Origin of the sequence: Pseudoxanthomonas sp. SL93, from assembly GCF_026625825.1 — a bacterium.
Taxonomy (GTDB): domain Bacteria; phylum Pseudomonadota; class Gammaproteobacteria; order Xanthomonadales; family Xanthomonadaceae; genus Pseudoxanthomonas_A.
The window spans coordinates 16,829-28,656 of sequence record NZ_CP113065.1; the positions used below are offsets into that span (position 1 = coordinate 16,829).

The window sequence follows — 11,828 nt, forward strand, 5'->3', positions numbered from 1 at the left end:
GCGATGACCCGCACACGGCTGCGAATCCTGGTGGTGGAAGACAACCTGGCCTTGCGCAGCAGCATGGCCGCGATGCTGGAGGCGCAAGGCCACGAGGCGGATTTCGCCGCCGACGGCCGCACCGGCTTGCAGCTTGCCCTGGCCAATCCGCCCGACGTGCTGGTGCTGGACATCAGCCTGCCGGGCCTGGACGGCCTGCAGGTCTGCCAGTCGCTGCGCGAACGCGCCGACCGCCATGTCCCGGTGCTGATGCTGACCGCACGCGACACCCTGAAGGACAAGCTGGCCGGTTTCGAGGCCGGTGCGGATGACTACCTGGTCAAGCCTTTCGCCGGTGAAGAACTGCTTGCGCGCTGTGTTGCCCTGTCGCAGCGGCACCGCGTGGGCGAGTCCCACCTGCTGCGGATCGGTCAGCTGTGCATCGACCGCCGCAGTGGCGAGGTACGGCGCGGGGGGCAACTGATCGAACTGCAGCAGACGCCGCTCCGCATCCTGCTGGAACTGGCCGAAGCCTGGCCGCGCACGTTGACGCGCAGCGATCTGGTGCAGCGGCTGTGGGGCGATGAGCCGCCGCATTCCGATCCGCTGCGCTCGCACCTCTACCTGTTGCGGCAGGCGCTGGATCGTCCGTTCGCCACGCCGATGCTGCGCACCGTGCATGGGGTGGGATTCAAGCTGGATGCCGACGCATGAAGCGCGCGATCTGGCCGCTGCAACGACGGGTGATGCTGGCGTTTTCGATGTTCGCGCTGCTGCTGGCGGCGCTTTACGGGTTGTACGCGCTGGTGTTCATGTATGCGGTGGAGGATTCCTTCTTTGCCGCCACACTGGAACAGGAAGCGGTTGCCCAGCAGCGCAGCCAGGCGCAGTCGGGGCAGTGGGCGACACCGCGCGATGATTTCGTCAGGGTCTACACGCGTCCGGAGGATTTCCCGCCCGACCTTCTCGAGGGCCATCGAGAGGAGCCCTGGCGCAACGAGTTCGCTGGCCAGCAAGGCCGGCATTACCACCTGCTGGAGATGCGCGCGCCCGATGGCGACCGCGCCTGGCTGGCGGCCGAGGTGAGCCGCAAGCTGGTGGTGCGCCCGATGCGCGACCAGGTACTGCTGTTGTTGGCCATCACCAGTGGCGTGATGCTGTTGCTGGCGTTGGGCACGGGCTACTGGCTGGCAGCCAAGACGACGCGTCCGCTGTCGCGGCTGGTGGCGCGCGTGGAGGGCATGTCGCCGGAACGCCTGCCGCTGGGGTTCGCAAGGGAATTCGGCGACGACGAAGCCGGCGTGCTGGCGCGCGGGCTGGAAGCACTCGCGCAGCGCGTGCACGCGTTCACGCTACGCGAGCGCGAGTTCACCCGTGATGCCAGCCATGAACTGCGCACGCCGCTGGCGGTGATCCGCGGATCCGCGGAAAGGCTGGCGGCGGAGCCCGGCATGTCCTCCGCCGCCTTGGAACAGGTGGCGCATCTCCGGCAATCGGCCTGGCAGCTTGAGCAGACCATCATCAGCCTGCTGTCGCTGGCGCGCGAATCCGAAGTGCCGGATGCGCCGGCGTGCGTGCCGCTCCTGCCGGTACTGGAACGCGTGGTGGTGGAACAGTCCCTGCTGCTGGAAGGCAAGCAGGTGGACGTCGACGTCGACGTGCCGCGCAGCGCGGTGATCGAAGTACCGGCCACGGTCGCGCACATCCTGCTCTCCAACCTGGTCGGCAATGCCTTCACCCATACGCAGGCAGGCGAAGTGCACATCGGCCTGCATGGCGACCGGCTGCGGATCGCCAACCGCGGTGAGGTGAGTGATTCGCCGGTGGACGCCACGGGCACGGTCAACGCGCGCCCGGGGAGCAGTGGGCTGGCGCTGGGTCTGTCCATCGTGCGACGGCTGTGTGCGCGCTACGGCCTGCAGGTGGACACGCGACAGGCCGCCGGCACGTTCACTGTTGAACTGTCGCTGGTGCGCAGCGCCGACCAAGGCGGCCCGGCAACGGCATCGCGATGACGGGCCCGCAGCCTGGCGCGCGGCGCGTTTCAGGACGGACGGGGCGGGTCGTCACCGGCCGGGGTCGGCTACCAGTCGATCCGTCCGCTGACCACGGTGCGCACATGGCCGCCTGACCAGACATCGCCTTCGGCGTCCACGCGCAGTTGCAGGCGTGCGTCATGGCCGACTTCACGGCCCTGGCTGACGGTGTAGTGATCGCGGCCACCCGGCAGGGCATCGCGGGATTTCAGCCAGGCGGCCAGCGTGGCGTTGGCGGCGCCGGAGGCGGCGTCCTCGAAGGCCGCCGGCGCGCCCACGAAGGCGCGCACGGCCAGGTCGTAAGGCTGCCCCGCCGTGAATGCGTACGCACACACGCCCATGCTGTCGGTTTCGCGGGCCAGCGCGGTGATCGCATCCCAGTCCGGGGAGGCGCCACGCAACGTGGCCTCGTCGCTGACCTCGGCCAGCCACCAGCGGCGCCCACCATCGACCAGTGCCGGCGGCAGGTTGCCGGCGGGCAGCGCGGCCACCGCTGCGCGCAGCAGTGCGTGTGTCGCCGGGTTGCCCGTTTCGACGACGCGGGCGCGGGGCGTGCGCACGGCGATGGTGCGGGTTGCGCCGTCGCCTTCCACCCGCAACGGCAGCAGGCCGGCGATGCCTTCCTGCACCAGCAGGCCGTCGCGCGGCGTCGCCAGCCCTGCGTCCAGCACCACATGGGCGGTACCGACGCTGGGGTGACCGGCGAAGGGCACTTCACGGCGCGGGCTGAACATGCGGATCGCGTAGCTGGCGCCAGGCTGCGTGGCCGGGAAGACGAAAGTGGTCTCCGGCAGCCGCGTCCAGCGGGCGATGGCCTGCATGGCGGCGTCGTCCAGGCCTTCGGCGTCCAGGACCACGGCCAACGGGTTGCCGGCGCCGGGCCGGTCGGCGAACACGTCCAGCTGGACGTAGCGTCGGGAAGTCATGGCAGGGATTCGGGTGGGGGCCGCGCAGCTTACCAAGCCAGGCTGCCCTGGATGACCGGCTGCACCTGCCCACCGATCCAGACCTGGCCTTCCGCATCCACCTGCACCTCGATACGCCCATCGCGACCGAGTTCACGGCCCTGGCTGACGACATAGCGGCCGGCGTGGCCGGGCAGCCGATCCGCCGCATGCAGCGCGGCGGCGATGCACGCATTGGCGCTGCCGGTGACCGGGTCTTCGGGGATGTTGTCGGCAGGGCAGAACGCACGCACGACCAGGTCGTGGTCCTGGCCGTGGCCGGCGCGCCCGAAGACCGCCAGCCCCACCGCCGCGGTCGCGCGGGTCAACGCGGCAATCGCGTCCAGGTCGGGCGTCAGGGACCGCACGCAGTCCGCATCGCGCAGTTCGACCAGCCACCATCCCGGCCCGTTCTGCCACAGCGCAGGTGGAAGCGCGCCGAGAGGCAGGGCGATGCTCACTGCGTCAGCCAGCAAAGCCTGTGCGTCGTCCACCGTCACCGGGCTTGCCTGCGGTGCACGCAGGCGGATGCGTCGTGCCGCTCCCTGCCGCGCGACCTGCACCGGCAGCAGGCCCGCACCGCATTCCTGCACGAGCGCGCCGGTGTCCGGCACCAGGCCGGTCTCCAGCGCGGCCCAGGCCGCACCGACGCTGGGATGGCCCGCGAAAGGCAACTCGCTGCACGGGGTGAAGATGCGGATGCGGTAATCCGCGCCTTCGGCGGAGACGGGCAGGAAGAACACCGTTTCCGACAACTGGAGCCAGCCTGCGATGGCCTGCATGGCGGCATCGTCCAGGCCTTCCGCATCCAGCACCACGCCCAGTGCGTTGCCGGCGCCGGGGCGGTCGGCGAAGACATCCACCTGCAGGTAACGGCGAGGGCTCATGCATTGCCTCCGGGGCAGCCAGGGAGGCCATTCCGGGGAAGGGCTTCGGCTAGAATCGACGGTTCACGCCCGAAGGGTTCGGGCATCCCCCCCATTCTATCCATGCCTCCTGCCACCCCCGCACCTGATCGTTGGATCGTCCTCAAGTTTGGCGGCACCTCGGTGTCGCGTCGTCATCGCTGGGACACGATTGGCCGGTTGGCGAAAAAACGGGCGGACGAGAATGGTGCCCGGGTACTGGTAGTGGTATCCGCGCTGTCCGGCGTCACCAACGAACTCACCGCCATCGCCGATGGCGCCGCCGACAGCGGCGAGCGCGTGGCGAAGCTCGAACAGCGCCACCGCGAGTTCCTGGCCGAACTGGAACTGGACGCCGATGCCGTGCTGGGCGACCGCCTGGCGGCCTTGCGCGGGCTGCTGGTCGACCCGCGCGCCGCCACCCGCGCACTGGACTGGCAGGCCGAAGTGCTGGGACAGGGCGAACTGCTTTCGTCCACGCTCGGCGCGGCCTACCTGCGTGCGCAGGGCCTGGACTTCGGCTGGGTGGACGCGCGGCATTGGCTGCAGGCCACCTTCCTGCCCAACCAGAGTGCGTGGGCGCAACGCCTGTCGGTGTCCTGCAGCACGGCCCCCGACCAGGACTGGCGCCGTGCGTTCGCCGAGCAGCCCAACGGCCTGCTGCTGACGCAGGGCTTCATTTCGCGCCATGCCGATGGCGGTACTGCCATCCTCGGTCGCGGCGGTTCCGACACCTCGGCTGCCTACTTCGGCGCGCTGCTCGGTGCGCAGCGGGTCGAGATCTGGACCGACGTGCCCGGCATGTTCAGCGCCAATCCGCGCGAAGTGCCGGATGCGCGCCTGCTGACGCGGCTGGACTATTACGAAGCGCAGGAAATCGCGACCACCGGCGCGAAGGTGCTGCACCCGCGCTCGATCAAGCCGTGCCGTGATGCCGGCGTGCCGATGGCCATCCTGGATACCGAGCGCCCCGATCTGCCCGGTACCAGCATCGACGGCAACGCGCGCACCGTACCGGGCGTGAAGGCGGTCAGCCGCCGCAACGGCATCGTGCTGGTCTCGATGGAAGGCATCGGCATGTGGCAGCAGGTGGGCTTCCTGGCGGACGTGTTCGCGCGCTTCAAGAAGCATGGATTGTCGGTGGACCTGATCGGTTCGTCGGAGACCAACGTCACCGTGTCGCTGGACCCCAGCGAGAACCTGGTCAACACCGACGTGCTGGCGGCGCTGTCGGCCGACCTGGCGGAGATCTGCCGGGTGAAGGTGATCGCGCCGTGCACGGCCATCACGCTGGTCGGCCGCGGCATGCGCTCGCTGCTGCACAAGCTGTCGGACGTGTGGGCGATGTTCGGCCGCGAGCGCGTGCACCTGATCTCGCAGTCGTCCAACGACCTCAACCTGACCTTCGTCATCGATGAAGCCGATGCCGACGGCTTGCTGCCGCTGCTGCACGCCGCCCTGATCGAAAGCGATGCGATGCCTGTAGAGGAGACCAGTGTATTCGGTCCGCGCTGGCGCGAGATCCTGGGCGGCGTGCGTCGTCGCGGCACGCCGTGGTGGCACGGTGCGGATGACCGCAAGGCGCTGGTCGCGCTGGGCGCAGCGGGTACGCCGCGCTACGTCTACCATCTGCCTACCGTGCAGGCCCGTGCGCGCGCGCTGGCCGCGATTCCCGCCATCGATCGTCGCTTCTACGCGATCAAGGCCAATTCGCATCCTGAACTGCTGAGGGCCATCGTGGCCGAAGGTTTCGGGCTGGAGTGCGTGTCGCAGGGCGAACTGGAGCGCGTGTTCGACGCCGTGCCGCAGCTGCCCATGCAGGATGTGCTGTTCACTCCGAGCTTCGCGCCGCGTGGCGAGTATGCGTTTGCACTGGAAAAGGGCGTCACCGTCACCCTGGACAACGTGGAGGCGCTGAAGCATTGGCCTGACCTGTTCCGCGGCCGCAGCCTCTGGCTGCGCGTGGACCTGGGTCGCGGCGATGGCCACCATGACAAGGTCAAGACCGGTGGCAAGACCTCGAAGTTCGGCCTGCCGCTGTCGCGCGTGGAGGAATTCCTTGCCGAGGCGCGCGTGCTGGACATCCGGATCGTCGGCCTGCATGCGCACCTGGGCAGTGGCGTGGAAACCGCGCAGCACTGGCGCCAGGTGTTCGATGAGCTGGGCGGCCTCGCCGACCAGATCGGTACCATCGAGAGCATCGACATCGGCGGCGGACTGCCGATTCCGTACACCGCGGACGACGAACCGTTCGATCTGGACGCCTGGTCCGCCGGCCTCGCCGACATCAAGGCGGCGTACCCGAACTACCAGTTGGTGATCGAGCCCGGCCGCTACCTGGTGGCCGAATCCGGCGTGCTGCTTACCCGCGTCACGCAGGTGGTGGAGAAGCAAGGCATCCGCCGTGTCGGTGCGGACGCGGGCATGAATGCCCTGATACGCCCGGCGCTGTACGACGCATGGCACGACGTGGCCAACCTGACGCGTCTCGATGATGCCGCTGAAGACGCCTTCGACGTGGTCGGCCCGATCTGCGAATCCAGCGACGTGTTCGGCAAGCGCCGCCGGTTGCCGGCGGCCACCGCCGAGGGCGATCTGCTGCTGTTCGCCGATGCGGGTGCCTATGGTTACTCCATGGCCAACACCTACAACCTGCGTGAACTGCCGTCAGAAGACGTGCTGGAAGGCGCTACGCGGTCTGGCAAGCGTGCGGATGGGGATCGGGGCTGATGGCGCCGCGGGGCGAGTTCATCCTGACCAGCCTGCTGGCCGCGACGGGCCTGCTGGTGGCGATCGTGCTGCTGTTGGACATCGACCGCCGCATGCCGGGCATGCGTGAAATGCTGGCCGCACTGAAGCTGGTGCCGGCAGTGTGGCTGGCGACGGGATTGGGTGCATGGTGTGTCATCCGCTGGCATGGACGCGCGCTACGCCTCGGGCGGCGCTGGGCACCGGGTGGCATGACGTTGCGCACGCTGCTGATCGTTTTCCTGCTGTTTCCGTTCGCGTTGGCCACGTGGCTGCTGGCCGCAACGGGGCTCGACCAGCTCGCCGCCGCTTCGCCCGGCCACTGGCAGGAATCCCTCGGCTGGCTGCCGGTGATCGTTTTCTACGGTTCCATGATCGCCGTCGTGTTCGGCGCGGTTCCGGCTTTCATTCTTGAATACTTCGTCACCCGCCGCTATCTGCGCAGGTTGGCGGGCATCACCACGGGTCAATCATGAGCGTATTCGACAAGAGCACCGTCCGTTCCTTCCGCTTCGTCCGCTGTTCATTCGAGGCGGAAAGCGGTGTCGCGCGCCTAGTGTATGCCTTCGACGACGGCCCGGAACTGGTCGAGACCGTCACCATCCCCGGTGCTCCCTTCGCCCTGGACGAAGTGCGGGCGGCGGCGGTGGAGAAGGCCGTGCAGCTGCTCCACCTGATCACCGGCGTCAGCTACTACAAGGCGGCGGTGCCCAACGAAATCCGCATCGATGGATACGCCATCGACGCCGCGACGGCCGTGCTGCTGGAGCAGGTCTATGTGCACGGCCTGGGTGAGTTCGCCTACCGCAATGGTTTGAGCCTGCATGGGCGTGTCCGTTTCCCGGTGGGCGCGCCTGCCGGCGCCGTCGCATCGCCCGCGCGCCTGCGCGAGCATGCATTGGTCGCCATCGGCGGCGGCAAGGATTCGCTGGTCAGCATCGAGGCGCTGCGCGGCGCGGGCATCGACCAGACGGTCACCTGGATCGGCGGTTCGCAGTTGATCGCGGCCTGCGCGGCACGCACCGGCCTGCCGACCCTCAACATCGGCCGCGCGCTGGCGCCGGAACTGTTCGAATACAACCGCCAGGGCGCGTGGAACGGGCATATCCCGGTCACCGCGATCAATTCGGCCATCATGGTGGTGGCGGCGCTGTTGCACGGCGTGGACCAGGTGGTGTTCTCGAACGAGCGCTCGGCCAGCTACGGCAGCATGATCCCGGGCACCGGCGAGGTGAACCACCAGTGGTCGAAGGGCTGGGCGTTCGAGCGGGCATTCGGCGAACACGTGCAGTCGCATGTGGCGGCCGACCTGCGTTATTACTCGCTGCTGCGCCCGTTGTCCGAGCTCGCGGTGGCGCGGCAGTTCGCGCGGACCGACCACTACGACGCGCATTTCTCCAGCTGCAACCGCAACTTCCACCTGCTGGGCGAGCGCCCGGTGAATCGCTGGTGCGGCGTGTGCCCGAAGTGCCACTTCGTGTTCCTGGCGCTGGCGCCGTTCATGCCCAAGCCGCGACTGGTGGGCATCTTCGGCCGCAACCTGCTCGACGACGCGAGCCAGACGGCAGGCTTCGACGCGCTGCTGGAGTACCAGGACCACAAACCGTTCGAATGCGTCGGCGAAGGCCAGGAGTCGCGCGCGGCCATGGCGGCGCTGGGCGATCGCCCGGAATGGCGCGAGGACGTCATCGTGGCGCGCTTCAACAGCGAGATCCGCCCGCAGCTGGATGCCGCGGCGTTGAGGGTGGCGCCATTGCTCGAGATCGGTGGTGAACACCGCATCCCCACCGCGCTGTGGGAGCGACTGCGTGCGAATTTCGCAGCTTGAGGGCAAGCGTGTCGCGCTGTGGGGTTGGGGGCGCGAAGGTCGCGCTGCCCACCACGCCGTGCGCGCACGCCTGCCGTCGCTGCCGCTGACGCTGTTCTGCAACGATCAGGAAGCCGCGGATGCCGCGGCACTGGGCGATCCACGGCTCTCGGTGGAGACGGACGCGACGGCCGCTCGACTTTCGGCGTTCGAGATCGTCATCAAATCGCCGGGCATCAGCCCGAATACCCCGGTGGCGATGAGCGCAGCCGCGTGCGGTACGCGTTTCATTGGCGGCACCGCCCTGTGGTTCGGCGAGCAAGCGGGTGATGACGGCGTGGTGGCGCACACGTTCTGCGTCACCGGCACCAAGGGCAAGAGCACGACCACCTCGCTGCTCGCGCACCTGCTGCGTGCGGCGGGCAGGCGCACGGCGCTGGCCGGCAATATCGGCCTGCCGATGCTGGAGCTGCTGGATCCGCAGCCGGCGCCCGACGAGTGGGTCATCGAGCTGTCCAGCTACCAGACCGGCGATGTCGCGGCCAGCGGCGGGCGGCCGGATGTGGCGATCGTGCTGAACCTGTTCTCCGAGCACCTGGACTGGCATGGCAGCGAGGCGCGCTACATCGAGGACAAGCTGAAGCTCGTTACCCAAGCGCATCCGCGCATCGCCGTGCTCAATGCGGCCGATCCACGCCTGGCGGCGCTGGAACTGCCGCACAGCGACGTCCGCTGGTTCAACCGGGTGGACGGCTGGCACCTGCGCGAGGACGATCTGTACCGCGGCGACGTGTTCGTGATGGACACCCGGCCGCTGCCGCTGCCCGGGCGCCACAACCGCAGCAACATGTGCGCCGTGCTGACCGCACTGGAGGCGCGCGGCATCGATGCGTTGCCGCTGGCGGCGCATGCGCAGTCGTTCCGTCCATTGCCCAACCGGTTGCAGACGATGGGCACGCGCGACGGCGTCACCTGGGTCAACGATTCCATCAGCACCACGCCGCACGCCACGCTGGCCGCGCTGGAGTGCTTCGCCGGCCGACGCATCGCATTGCTGGTCGGTGGCCATGACCGGGGGGTGGACTGGTCGGATTTCGCGGCGCACATGCGTGAGGCTGCGCCCACGGCCATCATCACGATGGGCGCCAATGGGCCGCGCATCCATGCGCTGCTGGCGCCCGTGGCGGAGGAGGCGGGTTTCAGGCTGGCCGGCGTCGAAACGCTGTCAGAGGCGATGGCAGCCGCGCGCGGCGCGCTGGACGGCGAGGGTGTCGTCCTGCTGTCGCCGGGCGCACCGAGCTTCGGCCAGTACCGCGACTACGTGGCGCGTGGTCGTCATTTCGCGGAACTCGCCGGCTTCGATCCGGACGACATCACCGCCATTCCCGGTCTCGGCATCGCCTGAGGGCGATGACGCAAGCAGCGTCAAGTCTGCCCCCAGGGAGCGGCGTACACTTCGCCGATCCCCGCCGAGGAGTCGACCATGCGCCGCATCCCGCTGTTGTCCTGCCTGCTGTTCCTCCTGTGGTCGCCGATGCTGCTGGCCGCGCCTGTCGCCAAGCCGGTCGAATGGAAGATCGGCGGCGATACCTTCTCGGGCTACCTCGTCTACGACGACAGCGTGAAGCAGCCACGCCCGGGGCTGGTGATGGTGCCCAACTGGAAGGGCGCCAATGAATCGGCGATCGAGATAGCCCACCTGGTTGCCGGCGATGATTACGTGGTGCTGGTTGCCGATGTCTACGGCAAGGGCATCCGTCCGAAGACGGATGCCGAGGCCGGTCCTGTCGCCAATGCGATGCGCGCCGACCGCCCGAAGCTGCGTGCCCGCGTGCAGAAGGCGGTCGATGTGCTGAAGCAGCAGCCTGGGACGCTGGTCGATGCCACCCGCATCGGCGCGTTCGGTTACTGCTTCGGTGGCAGTACGGTGCTGGAGCTGGTCCGTGCAGGTGACGCACTGTCGGGCGTGGTCAGTCTGCATGGCGGGCTTGCGACCGACCTGCCGGCGGCGGGTCCGGTAAAGTCGCCGGTGCTTGTGCTCAACGGTGGCGACGACACCTACGTGTCAGCCGCGGAAATCACCGCTTTCCAGGATGAAATGCGCAAGGCCGGCGCCGACTGGCAGTTCGTGAATTTCAGCGGTGCCGTCCATTGCTTCGCCGAGGCCGATGCACGGAACCCGCCGGGCTGCGTCTATCACGAGCGGTCGGCGAAGCGGGCCTACCGCATGATGGCTGACTTCTTCGCGGACGTGTTCGCGCGGGATTGAGCGGAACGCCGTGCAGCGGCGCTCCTGCTCCAATGCGCGAGGGACGTGCGCTCAGTACCTGCGGGCCACCGCGTAGCGCGCAAGCCCACGCAGGGCCGCCAACGCGTCCGTTTCGGACAGGCCGTCCAAGGCGCGCTCGGCGGCGTCGGCGTATTCGGTTGCACGCTGCTGGCTGTATTCCAGGCCACCGGTCGCGCGGATCGCCGCCAGCACTTCCGGCATCGCCGCGGCATCGCCCTCCTGCACGATGGCCCGCAGCCGCTCAGCGATCTCCGCGGGGGAGTGGCGGATGGCGTGGATCAGCGGCAGCGTGGCCTTGCCCTCGGCGAGGTCGTCGCCGAGGTTCTTGCCCAGGTCGGCCGCGTCGGCGGTGTAGTCCAGCACATCGTCGGCAATCTGGAAGGCGTAGCCCAGGTTCATGCCGTAGTCGTAAAGCTTCTGCTGCATGGCGGCGTCCACACCGGACGCCAGCGCGCCCAGCCGCGTGCCGGCGGCGAACAGCACCGCGGTCTTGCGTTCGATGACCCGCAGGTAGGCCGCTTCGTCGGTATCCGGATTGTGTACGTGCAGCAGCTGCAGCACTTCGCCTTCGGCGATCCGGTTGGTGGTGTCGGCCAGCAGGCGCATCACGTCCATGCGGTCCAACTCGACCATCAGCTGGAAGCTGCGCGAATACAGGAAGTCCCCCACCAGCACGCTCGGGGCGTTGCCCCACAGGGCGTTCGCCGTGCTGCGGCCGCGGCGCAGGTCGGACTCGTCCACCACGTCGTCGTGCAGCAGGGTGGAGGTATGGATGAACTCGATGATCGCCGCCAGCTGGTGGTGATCGGCACCGGTCGGCCCGCAGGCCTGGCCCGCCAGCACCACCAGCATCGGGCGCAGGCGCTTGCCGCCCGCCGAAATGATGTGGTCGGCGATCTGGTTGATCAGCACCACGTCGGATGCCAGCCGGGCGCGGATGAGGGCATCCACGGCGGCCATGTCGGCCTGGGCGAGCGACTGGATGCCGGACAGGGCCAGCGCGGGGCGAGGGGGTTGGACGGCTGACATGCGGGTCGCGGCGGGGGAGTCGCGGAATTATAGGGGGCTGGTCGGTGTTTTCTGACATTAGGCCGGGCGTCGCAGCGATGGCCGCCGGTG

Annotated in this window: 10 protein-coding genes; 7 read left to right on the forward strand and 3 right to left on the reverse strand. The window is 68.7% G+C overall.

What is annotated here, in order from left to right; all coding sequences use genetic code 11:
• Window positions 1–3 precede the first annotated feature (3 nt).
• Window positions 4–693 (forward strand): response regulator transcription factor, encoded by a 690-nt coding sequence (locus tag OVA13_RS00100; RefSeq protein WP_267791830.1) that lies wholly within the window; start codon window positions 4–6, stop codon window positions 691–693.
• Window positions 690–1,994 carry a sensor histidine kinase gene (locus OVA13_RS00105; protein ID WP_267791831.1) on the forward strand — a complete coding sequence of 435 codons (1,305 nt, stop codon included), beginning with the start codon at window positions 690–692 and terminating at the stop codon, window positions 1,992–1,994. The genes OVA13_RS00100 and OVA13_RS00105 overlap by 4 nt, the downstream gene beginning before the upstream one ends.
• Before the next feature lie 68 nt (window positions 1,995–2,062).
• Here OVA13_RS00105 and OVA13_RS00110 read toward each other — a convergent pair whose 3' ends face one another.
• Window positions 2,063–2,941, reverse strand: a complete 879-nt coding sequence (locus tag OVA13_RS00110; RefSeq protein ID WP_267791832.1) for a PhzF family protein — start codon at window positions 2,939–2,941, stop codon at window positions 2,063–2,065.
• A gap of 29 nt (window positions 2,942–2,970) precedes the next feature.
• Complete coding sequence (locus OVA13_RS00115; protein ID WP_267791833.1) at window positions 2,971–3,846, reverse strand: PhzF family protein; 876 nt, start codon at window positions 3,844–3,846, stop codon at window positions 2,971–2,973.
• A gap of 102 nt (window positions 3,847–3,948) precedes the next feature.
• Here OVA13_RS00115 and OVA13_RS00120 point away from each other — a divergent pair, with 102 nt between their 5' ends.
• The 5 genes from OVA13_RS00120 to OVA13_RS00140 all read left to right on the forward strand — a co-directional run bounded on the left by OVA13_RS00120 (window position 3,949) and on the right by OVA13_RS00140 (window position 10,688).
• Window positions 3,949–6,594 carry a bifunctional aspartate kinase/diaminopimelate decarboxylase gene (locus tag OVA13_RS00120; RefSeq protein WP_267791834.1) on the forward strand — a complete coding sequence of 882 codons (2,646 nt, stop codon included), beginning with the start codon at window positions 3,949–3,951 and terminating at the stop codon, window positions 6,592–6,594.
• A complete protein-coding gene (locus tag OVA13_RS00125) occupies window positions 6,594–7,088 on the forward strand; it encodes a hypothetical protein (RefSeq protein ID WP_267791835.1) in 495 nt (164 codons plus the stop codon). The genes OVA13_RS00120 and OVA13_RS00125 overlap by 1 nt, the downstream gene beginning before the upstream one ends.
• Window positions 7,085–8,440 (forward strand): UDP-N-acetyl-alpha-D-muramoyl-L-alanyl-L-glutamate epimerase, encoded by a 1,356-nt coding sequence (murL, locus tag OVA13_RS00130; protein ID WP_267791836.1) that lies wholly within the window; start codon window positions 7,085–7,087, stop codon window positions 8,438–8,440. The genes OVA13_RS00125 and murL overlap by 4 nt, the downstream gene beginning before the upstream one ends.
• Complete coding sequence (murD, locus tag OVA13_RS00135) at window positions 8,421–9,824, forward strand: UDP-N-acetylmuramoyl-L-alanine--D-glutamate ligase (protein ID WP_267791837.1); 1,404 nt, start codon at window positions 8,421–8,423, stop codon at window positions 9,822–9,824. The genes murL and murD overlap by 20 nt, the downstream gene beginning before the upstream one ends.
• 129 nt (window positions 9,825–9,953) lie before the next feature.
• Complete coding sequence (locus tag OVA13_RS00140) at window positions 9,954–10,688, forward strand: dienelactone hydrolase family protein (RefSeq protein ID WP_267793577.1); 735 nt, start codon at window positions 9,954–9,956, stop codon at window positions 10,686–10,688.
• 51 nt (window positions 10,689–10,739) lie between these two features.
• Here OVA13_RS00140 and OVA13_RS00145 read toward each other — a convergent pair whose 3' ends face one another.
• A complete protein-coding gene (locus OVA13_RS00145; RefSeq protein WP_267791838.1) occupies window positions 10,740–11,738 on the reverse strand; it encodes a polyprenyl synthetase family protein in 999 nt (332 codons plus the stop codon).
• Between the last annotated feature and the right edge of the window lie 90 nt (window positions 11,739–11,828).

Bases quoted from the DNA above. Each gene is read 5' to 3' on its own strand.
- OVA13_RS00100 (WP_267791830.1), top strand. From the start codon at position 4: ATGACCCGCACACGGCTGCGAATCCTGGTGGTGGAAGACAACCTGGCC.
- OVA13_RS00105 (WP_267791831.1), top strand. From the start codon at position 690: ATGAAGCGCGCGATCTGGCCGCTGCAACGACGGGTGATGCTGGCGTTT.
- OVA13_RS00110 (WP_267791832.1), bottom strand. From the start codon at position 2,941: ATGACTTCCCGACGCTACGTCCAGCTGGACGTGTTCGCCGACCGGCCC.
- OVA13_RS00115 (WP_267791833.1), bottom strand. From the start codon at position 3,846: ATGAGCCCTCGCCGTTACCTGCAGGTGGATGTCTTCGCCGACCGCCCC.
- OVA13_RS00120 (WP_267791834.1), top strand. From the start codon at position 3,949: ATGCCTCCTGCCACCCCCGCACCTGATCGTTGGATCGTCCTCAAGTTT.
- OVA13_RS00125 (WP_267791835.1), top strand. From the start codon at position 6,594: ATGGCGCCGCGGGGCGAGTTCATCCTGACCAGCCTGCTGGCCGCGACG.
- murL (WP_267791836.1), top strand. From the start codon at position 7,085: ATGAGCGTATTCGACAAGAGCACCGTCCGTTCCTTCCGCTTCGTCCGC.
- OVA13_RS00140 (WP_267793577.1), top strand. From the start codon at position 9,954: ATGCTGCTGGCCGCGCCTGTCGCCAAGCCGGTCGAATGGAAGATCGGC.
- OVA13_RS00145 (WP_267791838.1), bottom strand. From the start codon at position 11,738: ATGTCAGCCGTCCAACCCCCTCGCCCCGCGCTGGCCCTGTCCGGCATC.